This is a genomic window from Bradyrhizobium zhanjiangense, from assembly GCF_004114935.1.
Classification (GTDB): Bacteria; Pseudomonadota; Alphaproteobacteria; order Rhizobiales; family Xanthobacteraceae; genus Bradyrhizobium; species Bradyrhizobium zhanjiangense.
This window is the reverse complement of record NZ_CP022221.1, coordinates 2,638,370-2,657,302: the sequence shown is the minus strand read 5'-3', so window position 1 is coordinate 2,657,302 and position 18,933 is coordinate 2,638,370. Positions and strand designations below refer to the sequence as shown.

Here is an 18,933-nt window from a genome sequence, read left to right as displayed (position 1 = left end):
GCGAGAAAAAGCGCGGGTATCGGGAAACTGGGAAATGTCCCAGAACTCAGCCCAGTTGGTGGGACGGGTGCTGGTCGGCTGGAACTTTCCTTGGTGTTGTGAGCCATATGAGAGAGTAGATGTAGCTCCCGATTCTGAAGCGATGCTTGCAGTAGTCTGCAATGGTTGATCTTCTCGAGATAGCCGTCCGCAACCACACCAAATGCGCGGGACTGGCTTGTGAGAATGCTATCGATCGTTACCGTTTCGTCAGACTTGCGCCGCTCTAAGGTCCTGATAAGAAGGCGTTACGTTGGTTCCGGTCTCAGCCGCAAACGGTTTCACGAAGGCGTTCATAACGGCATCATTGCTCGCCGGCATATTCAGTCTTAGCTCGCCCGCTGCCGCCGACAACGGCTTGCCAGGCTCGGCAGGACGCCGGCCGCGGTAGCGAACGATGTCGCTTGCATAAAACGCCCGCGGCTCCGGTGCTTCATGTGTGCCTCCTCAGGTCTCGGCTCCGGTGCAACCGAAGCTGTTTGTTCCCTTACGCAACGCTGTCGAGTCTGACCTTGCCCCACGGGCTTAATCCAGTTTGAAGTTCGCTCTGGCCCACATAAGGACCAGAGCATGAAGCGCAGTCGCTTTACGGAAGAGCAGATCATCGGGATTTTGAAGGAGCACGAAGCTGGCGTTTCGGTCGCCGATCTGTGCCGCAAGCATGGCGTCAGTGACGCCAGCATCTACAAATGGAAGGCAAAATTCGGCGGGATGGAGGTGTCGGAGGCCAAGCGGCTGAAGACCCTGGAGGACGAGAACACACGACTGAAGCGGCTCTTGGCCGACGCCATGCTGGACAATGCGGCCTTGAAAGATCTCCTGGGAAAGAAATGGTGATGCCCGCTGCCAAGCGGAAAGCTGTCGCCCATCTCGTGGACGTCTACGGAATGAGCGAACGGCGGGCGTGTAAAGCCATCGGCTGCTGCCGCATGACGATGAGATACAAGGCGACCCGCGCAGATGATGCCGGCCTTCGCCAGCGCATGAGGGCGATCGCCCAGGAACGTCGCCGTTTCGGTTACCGCCGCCTGCACGTGCTGCTCAAGCGGGAGGGTTATCTGGTCAACCATAAGAAGCTCTTCCGGCTCTACCGGAAGAGAGGCTCGCGGTACGCCGCCGTGGTGGCCGCAAGCGGGCAATTGGGACCAGGGCACCGATGATGGCGCCGATGGCCCCAACGATCGTTGGTCGCTCGACTTCGTGTCGGATCAGCTCACCGACGGCCGTCGCTTCCGCATTCTGACCGTGGTCGACGATTGCACCCGCGAGTGTCTGGCGCTGGTGGCCGATACCTCGCTCTCGGGCGCCCGGGTGTCGCGGGAACTGGACCGCCTGATCACCGAGCGCGGTCAAGACCAAGACGGTGGTTAGCGACAACGGCACCGAACTCACCAGCAACGCCATTCTGACGTGGGCCGATCAGAGCCGCGTCGCTTGGCACTACATCGCGCCAGGCAAGCCCATGCAGAACGCCTTCATCGAGAGCTTCAACGGCCGGCTGCGGGATGAATTGTTGAACGAGACGTTGTTCACCTCGCTGGCCCAGGCCCGCGTCGCGCTCGGATGCTGGCGCGCGGATTACAACGACACACGACCACACTCACAGCTCGGATGGAGGACGCCGTCCGAGTTCGCCATCACCTGCAACCCGCGACGGGATCTGGCGCTGCGCTATGCTGAGGGCTCCGCGCCAGCTCCCGTCGCTACCACCGCCCAAATGGGCAAATCCAACGACCGGGGCGAACTCAGGAATGGATAAAACTTGGGGGCAAGGTCAGCATAAACCGCGAAAATGAACGGCATCGACCCGCAGGCCTGGCTCACCGACATCCTCGCCCGCATCGCCGCCCATCCGGCTCATCGGCTGAACGAACTTCTGCCCTGGAGACGCCAGCATCAGCGATCTCCGCTCGAGCGGCATGACCATGCACGTCAACAAGGTCCATCACGTCACCACCATCACCCAGGTCGCGAAAGACCTCGGCGAAGACGAAGATTGGCTCTGGGACATCGCCAACGAAATGGAAATCGAGGACGGCGTCATCTGGGTCTATGGCGTCGGAGAAGACGGCGTCCAGGCGTTCACCGACTTCGGAATCGAAAACCTCATCGAGCTGATCAGGTCCTACAAAGAGAACCCTGGACTGCTCAAGCGGTAGCCCTGCGGCCTACGCCGAATGGATACAGTGTAGCTGAGTGCGGGTCACCACCTTCGCCGGCATGGGCCGGATCGGTCAGCTGGCGATTGCCGGGAAGCTGACGGCGGGATCATCGCTTAACGGGGCGATCGTTTCCAGTGTCATGTAGCGGCCGCGCTGGACCGCCCACTCGTCGTTCTGCTCGAGCAGGATGGCGCCGAATGGCGTCCTCATTGGGAAAGATGCCGACCACGTCGGTTCGGCGCTTGATCTCGCCATTGACCCGTTCGAGCGGATTGGTAACCGGTATGAGATGTCTCGGTGTCAACGTTCCCGCTGCGGTGTTCTAGGGTTCAGACTCAATTGATCCAATAGGCGACGATGGCGGCGAGGTGGACGGCGGCTAAGAAGTTCCTGGCGAGTTTGTCATACCGAGTAGCGACACGCCTGAAATCCTTGAGCCGGCAGAAACAGCGCTCGATGACATTGCGTCCTTTGTAGGCACGTTTGCTGAAGCTGTGGAGGACCACCCTGTTGGATTTGTTTGGAATGACGGGCTTCGCGCCGCGATCGACGATTTCGGCGCGAAAGCCGTCGCCGTCGTAGCCTTTGTCCCCGATAAGGCTAGACATGGGCGGCGCGAGCTTCAAAAGGGCCGGTCCTGCGGCAATATCTGCGGCTTGCCCCGGAGTGAGATGAAATGCGCAAGGTCTGCAATCAGGGTCGCTCAGCGCGTGGATTTTCGTGGTCCGCCCACCGCGCGAGCGGCCGATCGCCTGTTCATGCTCCCCCTTTTCCGCCGCTCGCCGAGCGATGCGCTTTGATCGTGGTGGAGTCGATGGACAAAGTCACGCTGTCCTTGCCACAGCGGGCGAGCGCTTCAAAGATCGCCTGCCAATGTCCGCGCTTAGCCCAGCGATTGAAACGATTGTAGATCGTCGTGTACGGGCCATAATCGGGCGGGCAATCGCGCCAGCGCGCACCGCATTGAAGCATGTGAATGATGCCGCTGATGATACGTCGATCATCATCGCGCGCCGGGCCGGTCTGGTTCGTTGGCAGATGTGGCCTTATCTGAGCCCATTGCTCGTCGTTGAGCCAAAACAGCCCTTTGCGCATCCAAGACCCCCGCACCGAATCAACTCGGTGCGAGGGAATCAAAGTTCGCTAATTAGGTACAGACCCTAGATCGTGGCGTATGGTGCGACCATCGGGACAGAGGCACCGGGAGCACGAAGTGCGGGCAGGCCGATGTTATTCGATGAGCCGAGAGCTCGAGTTAGTAGCTGGCCGCCTCTGCGACTCGCCCGGTTGCGCTGTGAGCGCGAATCCATAGTTGTCGTGTCGCCCGCAGCTCCCGTCATATGTCTGGCAGGAGGTGCGAATGCGACGGGGAATTGGCATTGATGTCCACCGTCCCTTCGGGGAGGTGGTGTTTTGGGAGAGCGGCAGGCTTCGACATGCGGGCCGCATCGATATGACGCGGACTGCGATGGAGGGATTTGGCAAGACCCTGCTGGCCAGTGATGAGGTGGTGGTCGAAGCGACCGGCAACAGCATGGCAGTCTCGCGAGTGCTGGCGCCATTCGTGGCGCGGGTGATTATCGCCAATCCATTGCAGGTGAAGGCGATCGCCCAGGCGCACGTCAAGACCGACAATATCGATGCCGGCACGCTCGCCAGTCTGCAGGCGGCGGGATACCTGCCGCAAATCTGGACGCCTGATGCGGCGACCGAACGCAAGCGCAGGCTGGTGGCGCGGCGCTACCAGCTCGTGCGGCATCGCACGCGGCTCAAGAACGAGGTGCATTCGATCCTGCACGCGCACTTGATCCCGAAGTGCCCACATGCCGATCTTTTCAACGCCCGCGGCCGGGCGTGGTTGGCCGCCCAACAGCTGCCGGACGATGAGTACGCGGCCATCGATCGGCACGTCCGTGAGCTTGACCGGCTGGCGGAAGACCTGGCTCTGCTCGACCGCGAGATCGCGCAGGTCGCAATCGATGATCCCGCGGCCAACAGATTGATGACCATCACCGGCGTGAACCTGGCGGTTGCCGCCGGCATCATGGCGGCGATCGGCGACATCAGCCGATTCAACAGCCCGCAGAAGCTGGTGAGCTATTTCGAGCTGAACCCGCGGGTGCGGCAGTCGGGACTGGGAGCCGCCCATCACGGTCGCATCAGCAAGATCGGCCGCAGTCACGCGCGCGCCATGCTGGTCGAGGCGGCCTGGGCCGCGGCCAAGGCGCCCGGTCCACTGTGCTTTTTTCGTGCGGATCCGCGCCCGGCGTGGCCATCAGGTCGCCGCGGTGGCCGTGGCTCGCAAGCTCACGGTGCTCTGCTGGCATTTGCTGACGAAGGGCGAGGATTACCTGTGGGCGCGCCCGGCACTGGTCGCCAACAAGACCCGCGCGATGCAACTTCAAGCTGGACATCCGCAACAGAAGGGCAGCCGGCGCGGACCAGCCTATGCCTACAACATCAAGGCGCTGCGCGACCGTGAGATGTTGATTGCCGCCCAGGCGGAGCGAAGCTACGAACGATTGGTGTCGCAATGGAAACCGCGGCGGCCAAAACCCGGCGCGCGGGCGCCTCAGTTCGGCAGGACAAAATAGGCAGTCCGGTAACGCTTGCAGCCGACGCGTCACGCTTCGCCACGAGGTCGCCCGCGCTCGACAACCATAACCGCCGGTGACGGCAAGTGCCAGCCAGGAATGCAGTCCCGTTCCACACCAGCATGCCGCCGTGCTCGGGCCGGTCAAGGCTGGCCGCAAATGCGGCCAGCCTTGACCGACCCTGCGCGCGGCGGCTGCGAGATCGGTGGCCGGGACGGAAGAATGGCCCGCGGCGCGGCCGAACCAAAGAATGGACGCGATTCCCGCAATCGTCATCGCGGCGCGGTCATAAAAAATCGCTTGTCCATCTCATCCGTCGAGTGCAGCTTGGCCCTGTGCGCGGTCGGGAAGCTCATGTAGGCGAGCACGTCGGTCTCGGCCTCGTCGAGGAAGGCAGCGAGCTTCGGCAGTTTGGGGCGGAGTTGGTCGGCGACGCGCCGCCATTGCGCCCGCGCCGCCTCCGCATCGTCCTGGGCGAAGGCGGTGGCGATGAAGGCGGAGACGACGCGCCGTCAGCTCTTGCCGGCATGCGCCAGCGCGTTGCGCATGAAGTGGACACGGGGGTCGTTGAAAAAGCTGCAATTGGCTGATTCCTTTTTCGTCGGCGATTCGCGATCGGCGGAGCAAACGAGATGCTGGGGCGCAAGGAGCGGGATCAATTGGAGCTCTTCATCACTGGCTCGCTCAAACAGCTCGTCCCAGATGAGCACGTGCTGGCGCGGGTCGATCGTGTGCTCGACCTATCTTGGCTAAGGGAAGAGGTCTCCGACTGCTATTGCACGAACGACGGTCGGCCAGGCATCGATCCAGAAGCCGCGGTACGCCTGATGCTCGCGGGTCTGCTCACCGGCATCGTACACGATCGCAAGCTGATGCGTGAGGCTCAGGTCAACATCGCCATTCGCTGGTTTGCTGGTTATGGCCTGCACGAGCAGCTACCGCACCATTCCAGCCTGACGCGCATCCGCCAGCGCTGGGGCGAAGAGCGATTCCGTAGGATCTTTAAACGCACGGTCGAGGCCTGCCTGAAGGCCAAGATCGCAACAGCCGAAGTGGTTCACATCGATGCGTCGCTGATCCGCGCCAACGTGAGTTGGGACAGCCTCACCGAGCAGCATGTGGTGGATGTGCTGAGCGAGAATCAAAGCGAAGATGAAAGCGAGGCTGAGAGGAAAGGCCGGCAAAGCGGCAAGTACAAGAAGATCTGCACCACCGATCCCGATGCGACAATGGCCACCAATGCCCGAAACCGGCGGCTGGAGCCCGCTTACAAGCAGCACACTGCCGTCGATGACAAAGTCGGCGTTATTCTGGACGTCGCGGTCACGACTGGACAAATTAACGAAGGGGAGATGATCGAGCCGCAAGTCGATGAGGTTGAAGCGATTGCGGGCATCGACATCAAGGTGGTCACCGCCGACGCGGGCTATGCCTACGCTAAAGTCTACGGCGCGCTCGAGCGGCGCGGCATCGATGCCCTGATCCCAGCTAAAGCCGAACCAATCAAGAGTCGCGTACCGCTCAGACGCTTCCGATACGACGCCAAGAACGACATCTTGAAGTGCCCGCGAGGACGTATCTTGCGCCCCGCGCGGCCCATCAAGCACGGCCGTTTCTTTTACTCGAAGGCGAAGGATTGCGCCCGGTGTCCGCTCAAGGGCGATTGCCTATCCAAAGGGCGGGTTAACAAAGCGGTCGTTGTCGGTGACGATTATCCGGCACTGCTCCGCGCCCGCCGCCGCCGCGAGCGATGGAGTAAGCAGGATCGACGGCTCTATCAACGCCATCGCTGGCGCTCAGAGGGCTTCCACGGCGAAGCCAAATCCTGGCACGGACTAGCGCGCGCCATACGGCGCGGTCTACCGAATATGAAGATCCAGGCCTACCTGACGGCCGCCGCCATCAATCTGAAGCGGCTGGCAGCCGCTCTCCTTGCGCTTATTCTGCCTTGGATTGTCCTCACAGTGCGCTTGCGGCTTCAGATCGCCCCGTAGCGCGGGTTTTGATGCGAGCGTCACGACGGGGCCGGTCGCTGCATCGCGCGAAATCTATTGGCCACTTCTTCAACGACCCCACACGGCAGCGCTGCCAGGTGGCGTTGAGCACCTTGCCGACCGTGGCCTTGATGCCCTCATGGGCGTCGGAGACGACGAGCTTGACCCCGCGCAGGCCGCGGCGGGCGAGCTTGCGCAGGAACGCGGTCCAGAACGTCTCGGCCTCGGACGGGCCGATATCCATGCCGAGCACCTCGCGCCGGCCGTCGCTGTTGACGCCGACCGCGATGATCACCGCGACCGAGACGATGCGCCCGTTCTGGCGCACTTTCACATAGGTGGCGTCGATCCACAGATAGGGCCAATCCCCCTCGATCGGTCGCTGCAGGAAGGCCTTCACTTTGTCGTCGATCTCACCGCACAGCCGCGACACCTGGCTCTTGGAGATGCCGGTCATGCCCATGGCCTGCACCAGGTCGTCAACCGAGTGGGTGGAGACGCCCTGGACATAGGCCTCTTGCACCACCGCGGTGAGCGCCTTCTCGGGCATTCGCCGCGGCTCGAGGAAGCCCGGGAAGTAGGAGTCCCTGCGCAGCTTGGGAATGCGCAGTTCGACCGTGCCGGCCCGCGTCTCCCAGCTCCGGTCGCGGTAGCCGTTGCGCTGGACCTGGCGCTCCTGGCTCTTCTCGCCGTAAGCGGCTCCCGTCAGGCCCTCGACCTCCAGCTCCATCAGCGGTCTTCTCCACGAGCGCGCGCAGGTTCATCATGTCGTCGGTCATCGGTGGTTCCTCGAATCAGGTTGATTGTCGCAATCCAAACCTTACCGACGAATCATCGGTGACCACCCGCAAAGCCGCTCGCTCGCTACGGCGCTATTGCGGAGCGCGCGTCGCGAGCGGCTTTGCTAATCAGCTCTCAGATCCGGTTGGAAACGTGCTTCCAACGCGAAGTGCAAGTTGGGGTTACTGCCTTCCAGAGACAATGGGAATGCGCAGTTCGACCGTGCCGGCCCGCGTCTCCCAGCTCCGGTCGCGGTAGCCGTTGCGCTGGACCTGGCGCTCCTGGCTCTTCTCGCCGTAAACGGCTCCCGTCAGGCCCTCGACCTCCAGCTCCATCAGCCGGTGGGCGGCAAAGCCGATCATCTCGCGCAACAGATCTGCATCAGGGGTCTTCTCCACGAGCGCGCGCAGGTTCATCATGTCGTCGGTCATCGGTGGTTCCTCGAATCAGGTTGGTTGTCGCAATCCAAACCTTACCGACGAATCATCGGTGACCACCCGCAAAGCCGCTCGCTCGCTACGGCGCTATTGCGGAGCGCGCGTCGCGAGCGGCTTTGCTAATCAGCTACACCACTCCTTGGGACCCTCAATATGTCTCTGGAAGGCAATAACCCCAACTTGCACTTCGCGTTGGAAGCACGTTTCCAACTCGGATCTGAGCGTCACCGTGTTTAAGTCTCAGCATCCAGGGTGAACGCGCCTTGGACCCCGCCTCAAATTCGAACGAAAACGAGACCGGCCTTCGGCTCCCATCCACTTAGGCCTTTAGCGGCCGCGGCCGTCTGCAATTGAGCAAAGGAGTCGGCGAGTCTCGAAGATGCCGAGTTTGTGCTCCGATGATGAGGTGGTCGGGTCGTTCAACACGCACTCCTGTGCTAAGTCGCAATCCAGCGCTTTCTCAACGATCCGCTTTTGTTGTTACGTATCCTTCAGCGCGACGCGCAGAATTCGGCCTCGGTCTTGGCTTTGACCTCGTCGAGCGTGACGCCGTCGGCGAGCTCGATCAGGGCCATGCCGCCGTCGCCGTGCTTGTCGATGGTGAAGACGGCAAGATCGGTGACCACCATGTCGACCACGCGCTCGCCGGTGAGCGGCAGATTGCACTTCTTCAGGAGCTTCGGACCGTCCTTGGCGGAATGCTCCATCACCACGACGACGCGCTTGACGCCGGCGACGAGGTCCATCGCGCCGCCCATGCCCTTGACCATCTTGCCGGGGATCATCCAGTTGGCGAGATCGCCGTTCTGGGCCACCTGCATCGCGCCGAGGATCGACAGATCCATGTGGCCGCCGCGGATCATGCCGAAGGAATCGGCGCTCGAGAAGTAGGACGTCGAGGGCAGCTCGCTCACGGTCTGCTTGCCGGCGTTGATCAGGTCCGCGTCCACCTCGTCTTCATAGGGGAACGGGCCCATGCCGAGCATGCCGTTCTCGCTCTGCAAGGAGACGTCCATGCCGTCAGGGATGAAGTTCGAGACCAGCGTCGGGATGCCGATGCCGAGGTTGACGTAGTAGCCGTCACGCAATTCCTTCGCGGCGCGCGCGGCCATCTGTTGACGGGTCCAGGCCATCAGACTTCTTCTCCCGTTGCAGCCGCAGACGGACGCGGCCGGGTGTTGCGAAATTCGATGCGCTTCTTGGCCGTGCCGACCTCGATGATGCGCTTCACGAAAATCCCGGGGGTGTGGATGTGATCCGGATTGAGTTCACCGGCCGGAACCAGATGCTCGACCTCGGCCACCGTGATCTTGGCGGCGGTCGCCATCATCGGGTTAAAGTTGCGCGCGGTCTTGCGGTAGATGAGGTTGCCGGCGGTGTCGCCCTTCCAGGCATGCACGATGGCGAGGTCGGCGAACAGGCCGCGCTCCATCAGATACTTCTCGCCGTCGAACTCCTTCACTTCCTTGCCTTCGGCGATCAGCGTGCCGACGCCGGTCTTGGTGTAGAAGGCCGGGATACCTGCGCCGCCGGCACGAATGCGCTCGGCCAGCGTGCCCTGCGGATTGAATTCGAGTTCCAGCTCGCCGGCGAGAAATTGCTGGGCGAACAGCTTGTTCTCGCCGACATAGGAGGAGATCATCTTCTTGATCTGCCGGGTTTCCAGCAGGCGGCTGAGCCCGATGCCGTCGACGCCGGCATTGTTGGAGACCACCGTCAGGCCCTTGGCGCCGGAGTCGCGGATCGCGTCCGACAGCGCCTCGGCGATGCCGCAGAGGCCGAAACCGCCCGACATGATCATCATGCCGTCCTTGAGAATGCCATCGAGAGCCGACTTGGCGTCGAGATAGACCTTGTTCATGAATGGTTGTCCTCACAGATGGGATAACGGTCCCGAAGCGTCAATCCAACGCAGCATCGTCAGATAGTCAGACGAAATCGTTGCAGCGCATGAATCGCAAGCTTGGCGTGAGAGCGCGCTTTGGCCTGCTTCGCCGATTGACACAACGTCAGCGTCGATCGCCACATCGAGTAAAACGCATCTCTAATGCGATGGAGGCATCAGACCGGAAGCCGTTGGTGCGTTTGCTCATTCGGCTTAAATCCTTCGCCGCTCGACCGGACGTCGTCTCCACACGAAGCTAGTAGCTGGATCGGAGAAAGAAAATCGGTCCCCTCTCGGGCTTCGCGTGCATACATCCTGCTATTTTCGATCTTTGATGCAGGACTTCATCAATGAGTTCGTGAGCATCAACGCGCGAAGATCAGCAGCGCCGAAAAGTGCTATCGGACGAGTTCGACCCCGGAGCGCTGTTCCGCAACCATCGCCGGGATTCCCGGCGTGCGATCGATTCTGACGCCGATTACGGAGACTCATCACCATGCGGCGGCCAGCACGACTTCCTGCTGTAGGATGTCGCGCCGGAGTTCAGCTCTTCGAGCCTAAACTGCTGGAATATGCGGACAGTAACCTCTGCTTCGTGCGAAGCGGTGAAAGTATGGGTTCGCGTTGTGACCAATCAACTTATGGGTCGTGTCTGCCCGATCATTTCCCAACGAACAAGGGCAAGGTCTGCTAACAGACTTATTTCGGTCCGTTAGACGGCCTTTGAGGCAATCGGAATTCGACCAACGGACAGGACGGCTCAGTCCTTCTGAATCAAGGCGGCTTGCGTCTCTCGCCCGAGGTCCCTTGTGTCGCCGCCGAGTCCAAACGTCTAGGAAAAATCAAACTGAATCTCAAAAAGGCCCCCGGTGGCATGCCGGAGGCCTTCTTGCAGGTTGAATTGAGGTTAGACCCGTTTCCTGGCATTGCGCCAGTTCAGCAACAACTCACCAGTTGCGCTGAACGTGGAGCAGCATCGTGACGTTGCTTTGGTCCTTCAACTCATACACGGCGCCCGGCTTTGCAATACCCGACTGCAGCGGCAGCGTCACGGTACTTCCGCTCGCGTACTTCTGGTCCAGAATATTGTAAGTGAGTTCGACCCCGAAGGTCAGGTTCTTGACTGGGGTCCAGCTGGTTTGTGTGCCGACAACCGCATAGTTGAAGTCGGGGTTACAGCCGGCAAGCCCACTGGACAGCGCGAGGTTTGCGACGAACGCACCGCAGATGTAGCCCTTGGCTGTGCCATTATAACGCACGGCGCCAAACCCACCGAAGATTGTGCTAACCCAGTGAGCATCCCAGTTGTGGTTGTAGCCAGCATTGAAGCCATATGTCCTGGTCAGCTCCTGGCCAGCACCTGCAACGAACACGGAGTCGGAAATACCACCAAGTCCGACGCTCTGGTAAGCACCAGGCACACTCGTGCCACCGTATCTCGCAAAGGTGGTCGACATGTAGTCGTTAAAACTATAGCGGCTTGCACCATTCGTGTACACGCCCGTCAAGTTGATCGAATCACCCGGACCGGTCGGAATATTCTTGATGGACAGTGCCAGCTGACCCGCCCAGCCCCACTTGTCGCTCGGATAGCCGGTGACCTCTGACGCGCCATAGTAGGCGGCATGGTTGTCGTGCGCGGCGACCGACGCCTGGAACAGACCCCAGGCCTGGTCAACACGAAGCATCGCAACGAGGTCTGGAGCTCTTGTACCCCCGATGTCGTTGGCACCATACGCACCGGTTGCGAGGCCCGCAGCTGTTGCTGCGCTCACGTTCCAGATGTTGGACGTGAAGTTTTGGACCTGATCCTGAGCCGAAAATGAAGCCGAAATGCCTTGGCCGAAGTCAGCTGTATAGCTGAACTGGTTCACGGGGTCCCAGGGGCCACTGCCCGGCAACTCATGGAAATTCGCAGGATACTCGCCCCAGGGCGTGGAGAACTGCGAGTTCGCCTTGCCGAGCGTGAATCCAGCGAACTGGATGAAGGCGTAGGGGATGCCCAGCGCACCGCCAGCTACCTGAGAACCGGCCGACGTGGTGTAGGCCGTCGAGCCATTCGTAGCAGTGGTACCGGCCCCCGTATAGCCGCCGGTTGTCCAGGTGTTCCAAGCCTCGAAATAGGTACGAACCACGCCATACTCCGTTGCGGTACGCGTGTCGATCTTCAAGTCCCCACGAGTGCGGCTAGTATAGTAGTTGGCAAGGCGGTTCTGTGCACCAGCCACACCAGTGTCGGCTGCCACACCGATACTATTCCCGCCCAGCTCCACCTGGGCACGCATATAGCCGCCCAGCTTGATGCAAGTGTCAGTCCCGGGAATGTAGTAGAACCCGGCGCCATACAGCGAACATACCTTGACGTACTCGACGGCCTTCGCCTTCACAGGAACATCGGCTGCCTGCACCCCCGCGCTCGCGAGCATCGTCGCAGAACCAAGAAAAATACCCTTCGTCAGTTTCATTGATGAACCTCCAAGTTGGAAACGTGGTTTCCGCCTTTCAAAGATCCGTCGATCGAGCTCGCCTTCGTGGGCAGACGCTTGACGGAACGACTTCGAGGCGTCCCCTCGCTGTCAGATCCAGACTTAGCCCGCCAAAATAGTTCCTTCAATTAATTAATTTCAACAATTGATAATTTGCCGCCAAACGCTGCATATCTGCAACACCGGGCAGTATGAGGCTGCACTAGGCGTATATCGCAAAAAAAAGAACCTCCAGGGGGCATCCCGAAGGTTCTACTTGGAGATTTAGACATGATCGCTGGCACATAAGTCAACGATCTGAGGCGGAAGATAATCGAAAACAATTGCATTAGTCAATTGTTATTTTGACATGATCGGCATGCTGTGAGAAGGCTTTCTGGCGCAGTCCCAGAAGGGCTATTTTTGATCTAGATCTCAGGATTGCCGGTCATGCCGGCTCGGCATGCGCCGGTATGATAAAGGAAGGGCCCATATGGCTGAAGAAGAGCTGCTCCAAAGAGCCGTTACCGACTTCATCTGGAACATTGTTGAGATTCATTCTCAACTTGAGGAAATACACAAGAGTTGGGCCCTGCTACTAGGAATAAGCGAACCGCAATGGTTGATCCTGATGGCTATTTCTGAACTCGATGAAGGTCGGGGTGTCGCGGGGATAGCTATCGCGAATAAACTGCGAATACATCCAGCTTTTGTTACGAACCAAACGAAAAGACTGGAAGCAATGGAGTTTCTGTCCCGCGAGGCATCGCTCGATGATGCAAGATGCGTTCAGATGTCGTTGACTCAGAAAGCCCGTGCGGAGATCGCCAAGCTTTCGATCAAAAGAAAAGCCCTTAACTCGACCATGTTTGACGGGCTCGATGAAGCGAGCCTTGAGTACCTCAACAAACGACTACGCCTAATCGCCAAAAATAGCCGATTGGCATCGCAAAAATTGAGTATAGGCGTACTGTAGTGCTACATGGAGCCGGTATCGAGCATCCAGAAGCGCGTCGATCGGCACAACGCTGCTCATAATGATATCGTCACAAAGTAATCCCCTGTTCAAACGCAATGATTAGGGTGCCGAGGTCGTGCAGACGAGCTTTTCCTTTAACCATCCGAAGATGCAATCGTCTGAACTCACGAAGTTTTCGATGTGTTCCCCGGAGCTCCGAATGATCCGCGGCATGGCCAAGTCGAGATCAATGTTTGCTGCCATGCAGTCAGCCTGGAGTTTGACCGCTTCCGACATGCTGACAATGCCGCGCCCGCCGGTGACTACGAGAACTGGGCAGATCAACTGTGTTATAACTTGCAAGCGGCGCGCCGAAGCCAAACCCTCGTCTACTTGGTCTGCAGTACTCGTGATCCAAACGACCGATGCCAGAGATCGGGCCAAATTCCAAAGGCCGCCATCGCAAACCGCCGCAGCAAGGCGACGGTCAGATGTGGCGAATTCCGTAGCCAGAGCAGCCGATAAGCCTTCACCATAGACGCCGATCCGAGCGGCATCAACGTCGGGCCGACCTGATAGGTAGTCCAAGCAGAAAGACAACAAAGCTTGGGAGTGGCCGCGCGAGCGAGTTGAGATGTCGTCGTGAGAGACAACGAGGAGCGACAAGCCCGCATCGAGGACTACGGGCAAGAGCCTCCCGAGCAGCGCGGTTCGCGATTCTTCTTCCATGCTGATGCAAATGACCGCCGGCGCTGGCACCTCGCGACTACCAGCAGCCACGTAGTACGCTGGAAATTCCCCGAGATCGGATCCCCCTATTGTTATCCGCTCTATTTTTTGCGCCAGAGATAATTCGATTTTCTGAATTCCCGCCGCGATTCTAGCCGAAACTTCTTCACGTTGCGAACCGTCTTTATCAGCTAGGCGCCGGACAATTTCAAAAGCAGTTAGCGCACAAAGCCAAGCCCCCGTCGCTTCTTGGCAGGCACCCCGCTTAATGCTCAAGTCACCGATAAGGAATTGATCATTCCCTAGCCTCGTCCACCTAGTGATCCAGCTCTGCCAAACTGTACTTTCGCGGTTATTCTCACTAGGAAAACTGTCCAGAAACGTCGCGGCACGTGACCTTACGGAGGAGAGATCGTCCTTCACATGAGGCCAAGCACCGTATTCCATCCAATTTGCCCCTCCGTGCTGCACTCCACCTCCTCCGAGGTAGTAGTCAGCTAATTTAGTCCTCAGGCTGGAGACGACAGCGGCCGCAGCGAGGTGCGTCGGTTAGAGGTCAAGCTTATCTCCATTCGGCGGAAATATTACGGGACGACGAAAGTCGAAGTTCCCTAATGTGGGGCTTCGCAACTCCGAAAAACTGCGTCAGATGCAAATATACGTACGTTTTTACGCGGTTCGGCAAACTCTGCTTAGCTGTCCTCATTGCAACAGGTCGGACTGCCGCGCCTGGTTCTCAAGGTAGTCTCGTCTTACAAAAAGCGACTGTTCCCAGTGCAGTGCGGAATACTACCGCCCCTACAGATAAGTCCCGCTTACCAAAAGGCGCTCGGCGCGACTGAGCAGGCTAAACGGCTCTTCTCACGTCCGCTATGGCGAGCGGAAAGGCTCGGGTTGCGCGGAATTATCTCAGGACGCACGACAAAACACGCGCCCGCCGCGGTCGTATGGAGAGGCGCCGGGCATTGTAGATTGATAATTTTCGAGCTCAAGTAGCTAGTCGTCCGTTCAGAAACCGATTTGAGCGGTGAGCAGTCGCTGGCGGCCGCGATGAGGGTGGTCAGGATCAGGCACCAAAGAGCCCTGAGCCAGGCGAGGATGCGACGGAAGTTGTGGCCGACGGCGGAGAGCATGACGTTAGCGGCGTCTCCTGCGCGGCCTTTGGGGTAGCAGCGGCCGAGGTGACCATCGGTCTTCAGGTGTCCGATGATGGGCTCAATGGCGGAGCGGCGGTGCAGCTCGCGCTTGATGACACCGAAGACGCCGCGCTTCTGGCCGGAGATGAAGACCCGGTGGGGATTTTGCGCGTCGTGGCCGCGGTATCCCTTATCGACATAGGCCCGCTCGATCGCACAGCCGGTCAGCGTCTCGGTGCGGTCGATGACGTCCCGCAAGGTATGGCCGTCGTACGGGTTATCGGGCAGCGCCCTGGCGTGCAGCACGAACAGGCCGCCGGGACCACGGCGGTTGTTGGTGACGATGGAGGCTTTGACGCCGATCTATGGACCACGCCCGCGTTGCAAGAGGAATCGACAAAGGGATGAAGCGGTTTGCGCCAATCTATCCGGCTTCAATTTGGGGCTGTTGCCCCGAGCCATCATGGATATCCGCTCACTTCTGTCCTCAATAACTCGCCGGCCTCAAGAAGGGCCATGGAGTCGAACCAGGCTTCAGAAGTGTCGGTGGAACCGTTTCTCCATTCGTCCTTTCCGTCTCGCAAACCTCGGCGGGTTATTGTGCCTTCTGATCCCGACCTTGGATTTTCCTTTCCGGCCCTGTTTCTTATGCGGTGCAGGCATCACCGGTTCCGATGGCGGCGACCATCGCGCTTGAGATGATCGGCCCGACGCCGGGCGCACTCATTAGGCGGCGACAGTGTGGATCTTGATCAGCGAGTTCGTCGATTTCTTTCGTCATTGACGCGACCCGTCGGTCGAGATAGCGCCAGTCCTCGGCCAAGTCCTGAATGAGCTGGATCACGCGAGGCGATAAGTTGTCGTTTGTCGCTGAGAGAATCTGAGGAAGTGCCAGTCGGAGTGCTGCCGCTCCCTGCCGCACTGGTAGCCCTCGCTCAAGCAAAAAGCCCCGGATTTGATTGATGACCGCCGTTCTCTGCGTCACCAATCGACTGCGAACTCTGTGTAGTGCCTGTAAATCAAGTTGTTCGGCTGACTTCACTGGAACGAACCGCATTGTCGGCCGCTGAGCGGCCTCGGCGATCGCTTCAGCATCCCGAAAGTCATTCTTGTGACCCTTGAGGTATGGTTTGACGTACTGCGCCGGCAAGAGCCGTACTTGATGGCCTAATTTCTCGAGCCTGCGCCCCAGATGATGTGCGCCTGCACACGCCTCCATTCCGATCAGACAACGCGGAATATTGCCCAGCGACTGGTCAAGCTGATTTCTCGACCGCTTCTTGCGTAGCGTAATTGCGCCTGTGGCATCGAGACCGACGACGTGGAATGTGTTCTTCCCGAGATCGATGCCGATTGTGACAAGGTTCGTATTTCGACATGGCTTGCGCTCCTGCTGCTGCCCCCCGCCGGGCTGCACGTTGCCGCTGAGAGCGGGCGTGGTCCATGCCATTAACTCGTAGGGCGCGGCTGCTTTGCCCTTGCCAATGCACTCCACCTCCGGAGCGTGGAAGGAATAAAGCTTCCAGCCGCGCTGGCGCTGCTGCTGCGAGCGGATCTGCGAGGCCCGGCTGAGCGGGAGGGCGAACGCGTTCTCGAGCACAGCCCGACCTTCGATCTTGCGGTGGATATCGCGGATGTCCGGCCCAGCCGGCTGCGCAGGATGCGCAGCTGCCGCTTGAATTGCTTGGCATGGGCGTAGCGCCCCGGCATCATTGCCGCGGTCTTGGCAATGCGAAGATAGGACTGCCGCAGCTTGACCCCGTGCTTCCTCGCCAGGCGGTTGAGCCCCTTGATCGCCGCGTGCAGCAGCTTGGCATCGGTCGGGAAGGTGATGGCCTTCGGCTGTACGGTGGTATCGACCGTGACCCGCTTGAGGTCCGGGCTGCGCAACGCGCCGGCCTCGTGCGCGCCCCGCAAGCTCTCGGCCAGCAACAGCTCCAGCTTGTCGCCGAGCCGCTTGCGCCAGTGGCTCAAGTCCGAGCGCTCGTGCGGGAACGCGTGCTGAAAGAACTCTTCGCCGGTGAAGTACTGGAAATACGGGTCGTGGACCCAGCGCTCGCACACCCCCTCATCAAACAGGCCGTAAATGTGCTTGAGCAGCAGCAGCCCGATCATGAAGCGGGTCGCGATGCCCGGCCGACCATTCTCGCTATAGAGCGGCGCGATCTCGCCGTCGATCCAGTCCCAATCGACCTTGCTGGCGAGCTGAACCAGCTCGTGCTTCATATTGATGATCTGGTCCAGCCGGGCCCGGAACAGATCACCCGATCCCCTCGCTTCGGGCTTCTTCGGTCGCATCGCCACCTCCGATCCGACAACGGAATCATGACTGGTGATTCGAGGGAATCCTCAAAACGAAATTGCAGCATTCCGAGGCTCGAAGCATCAAAACCCTGCAATCCCAAAACAGGCCACAACGAATAATCCGACCCCAACTCAATCGCTTAGCCGCTCTTCACGGACGACTACGCACAACCATTGACCTGCCACTGCGAATTTCCTCCAGAAGGAGTTAGAGTCCGGCCCGAAGAAGGACGGACAGATGAAGCGAGCAAGGTTCACGGAAGAGCAGATTATCGCGGTATTGAAGGAGCATGAGGCTGGGGCGAAGACAGCCGACCTGGCTCGCAAGCACGGTGTTTCCGAGGCGACGATCTACAATTGGAAGGAGCCAAATTCGGCGGCATGGACGTTTCCGAAGCGAAGCGGCTGAGGGCCTTGGAAGAGGAGAACGCGAAGCTGAAGAAGCTTCTGGCCGAGCAGATGCTCGATGCGGCCGCACTTCGCGAGCTCCTTTCAAAAAAATGGTAGGGCCCGCCGCCAAGCGCGCTGCGGTCGCGCATCTGCAGGCCGTCATGAGCCTGTCGGAACGGCGGGCCTGCTCGATTGTGGGGGCGGATCGGAAGATGATCCGCTATCGCTTCAGCCGCCCGCCGAACGCAGTTCTGCGTGGCCGATTGCGCGATCTCGCCAACGAGCGGCGGCGTTTCGGCTATCGCCGGTTGTTCGTCCTGCTGCGGCGGGAGGGCGAGCCCTCGGGGATCAACCGGATCTACCGGCTTTACCGCGAGGAAGGGCTCACCGTCCGCAAACGGCGGGCTCGCCGCAAGGCCGTGCGGACCCGTGCCCCGATCCTGGTCGAGGCGAGGCCGAACGCGCGCTGGTCGCTGGACTTCGTCCACGACCAGTTCGCCAATGGCCGACGCTTCCGCATCCTCAACATCGTCGACGACGTCACCAAGGAATGCCTGGGCGCCATTCCGGAGACGTCGATCTCGGGGCGGCGCGTGGCCCGCGAACTGACGGCAATCGTCGAGCGACGCGGCAAGCCAGGAATGATCGTGTCCGACCATGGCACCGAATTCACCTGCAACGCCATGCTCGCTTGGTGCAAGGACGCAGCCATCGATTGGCACTTCATTGCGCCGGGAAAGCCGATGCAGAACGGCTTCGTCGAGAGTTTCAATGGCCGGATGCGCGATGAGCTACTCAACGAGACCCTGTTCTTCGATCTCGTTGACGCCCGCGCCAAGATCGCCAACTGGGTCGCCGACTACAATCTCCAGCGTCCCCACTCGTCGCTGAAATACCTGACCCCCGCGGCCTACGCCGCCCACCTCACCGCAACGGACGATCGGCTGCGCAACCCCGACCAGCTCCGCCGATCGTCCGTTGCTCCATCCGCGCCACTTGGCGTACAAAACCCCGAGACTCTAACTGCCGCTGGATGAAAATGCAGTGGCAGGTCACCAGC

The 18,933-nt window shown here is 60.0% G+C and carries 6 protein-coding genes and 13 pseudogenes; 7 read left to right on the top strand and 12 right to left on the bottom strand.

Going from position 1 to position 18,933, the window contains the following annotated elements; translation table 11 throughout:
* The first annotated feature begins 609 nt into the window (after positions 1 to 609).
* From XH85_RS12540 to XH85_RS12530, 3 genes and pseudogenes are all read left to right on the top strand, one after another.
* Positions 610 to 1,798 (top strand): annotated as a pseudogene (locus tag XH85_RS12540) (IS3 family transposase).
* 24 nt (positions 1,799 to 1,822) lie between these two features.
* Positions 1,823 to 1,924, top strand: a pseudogene (locus XH85_RS12535) (transposase domain-containing protein); the annotation flags it as partial.
* Between the two features lie 34 nt (positions 1,925 to 1,958).
* Positions 1,959 to 2,198 carry a hypothetical protein gene (locus tag XH85_RS12530; RefSeq protein WP_208758113.1) on the top strand — a complete coding sequence of 80 codons (240 nt, stop codon included), beginning with the start codon at positions 1,959 to 1,961 and terminating at the stop codon, positions 2,196 to 2,198.
* A 75-nt stretch (positions 2,199 to 2,273) separates the two neighbouring features.
* Here XH85_RS12530 and XH85_RS12525 read toward each other — a convergent pair.
* Together XH85_RS12525 and XH85_RS12520 are read right to left on the bottom strand one after the other, a co-directional pair.
* Positions 2,274 to 2,478, bottom strand: a pseudogene (locus tag XH85_RS12525) (transposase); the annotation flags it as partial.
* Positions 2,479 to 2,536: 58 nt separating this feature from the next.
* A pseudogene (locus XH85_RS12520) lies at positions 2,537 to 3,296 on the bottom strand (IS5 family transposase).
* Positions 3,297 to 3,579: 283 nt separating this feature from the next.
* Here XH85_RS12520 and XH85_RS12515 point away from each other — a divergent pair.
* A pseudogene (locus tag XH85_RS12515) lies at positions 3,580 to 4,795 on the top strand (IS110 family RNA-guided transposase).
* Between the two features lie 299 nt (positions 4,796 to 5,094).
* Here the strand turns inward: XH85_RS12515 and XH85_RS12510 are convergent.
* A pseudogene (locus tag XH85_RS12510) lies at positions 5,095 to 5,355 on the bottom strand (transposase); the annotation flags it as partial.
* A gap of 72 nt (positions 5,356 to 5,427) precedes the next feature.
* On the opposite strand from XH85_RS12510, the gene XH85_RS12505 reads away from it, so the two are divergent.
* Complete coding sequence (locus tag XH85_RS12505; protein WP_128932066.1) at positions 5,428 to 6,789, top strand: transposase; 1,362 nt, start codon at positions 5,428 to 5,430, stop codon at positions 6,787 to 6,789.
* Positions 6,790 to 6,868: 79 nt separating this feature from the next.
* Here the strand turns inward: XH85_RS12505 and XH85_RS12500 are convergent.
* The 5 genes and pseudogenes from XH85_RS12500 to XH85_RS12480 form a co-directional block, all read right to left on the bottom strand.
* Positions 6,869 to 7,522 (bottom strand): annotated as a pseudogene (locus XH85_RS12500) (IS256 family transposase); the annotation flags it as partial.
* Between the two features lie 250 nt (positions 7,523 to 7,772).
* Positions 7,773 to 8,000, bottom strand: a pseudogene (locus tag XH85_RS12495) (transposase); the annotation flags it as partial.
* A gap of 486 nt (positions 8,001 to 8,486) precedes the next feature.
* Positions 8,487 to 9,139, bottom strand: a pseudogene (locus tag XH85_RS12490) (3-oxoacid CoA-transferase subunit B).
* Entirely contained in the window at positions 9,139 to 9,867 is a 729-nt protein-coding gene (locus tag XH85_RS12485) for a CoA transferase subunit A (protein WP_128932064.1), read from the bottom strand. Before XH85_RS12485 ends, XH85_RS12490 begins: the two are co-directional and overlap by 1 nt.
* Positions 9,868 to 10,838: 971 nt before the next feature.
* On the bottom strand, positions 10,839 to 12,356 hold the full coding sequence (locus tag XH85_RS12480) for a porin (protein ID WP_128932063.1): 1,518 nt from the start codon (positions 12,354 to 12,356) through the stop codon (positions 10,839 to 10,841).
* A 493-nt stretch (positions 12,357 to 12,849) separates the two neighbouring features.
* On the opposite strand from XH85_RS12480, the gene XH85_RS12475 reads away from it, so the two are divergent.
* Complete coding sequence (locus tag XH85_RS12475) at positions 12,850 to 13,332, top strand: MarR family winged helix-turn-helix transcriptional regulator (protein WP_128932062.1); 483 nt, start codon at positions 12,850 to 12,852, stop codon at positions 13,330 to 13,332.
* Between the two features lie 102 nt (positions 13,333 to 13,434).
* Here the strand turns inward: XH85_RS12475 and XH85_RS12470 are convergent, their stop codons facing one another.
* The 4 genes and pseudogenes from XH85_RS12470 to XH85_RS12455 form a co-directional block, all read right to left on the bottom strand.
* A complete protein-coding gene (locus XH85_RS12470; RefSeq protein ID WP_128932061.1) occupies positions 13,435 to 14,490 on the bottom strand; it encodes an alpha/beta hydrolase family protein in 1,056 nt (351 codons plus the stop codon).
* Between the two features lie 605 nt (positions 14,491 to 15,095).
* Positions 15,096 to 15,539: pseudogene (locus XH85_RS12465) on the bottom strand (IS5/IS1182 family transposase); the annotation flags it as partial.
* 301 nt (positions 15,540 to 15,840) lie between these two features.
* Positions 15,841 to 16,596 (bottom strand): annotated as a pseudogene (locus XH85_RS12460) (IS110 family RNA-guided transposase); the annotation flags it as partial.
* Positions 16,582 to 17,477: pseudogene (locus XH85_RS12455) on the bottom strand (IS5 family transposase); the annotation flags it as partial. The pseudogenes XH85_RS12455 and XH85_RS12460, both read right to left, overlap by 15 nt.
* Before the next feature lie 244 nt (positions 17,478 to 17,721).
* Between XH85_RS12455 and XH85_RS12450 the strand changes: the two are divergent.
* Positions 17,722 to 18,910, top strand: a pseudogene (locus XH85_RS12450) (IS3 family transposase).
* Positions 18,911 to 18,933: the final 23 nt, after the last annotated feature.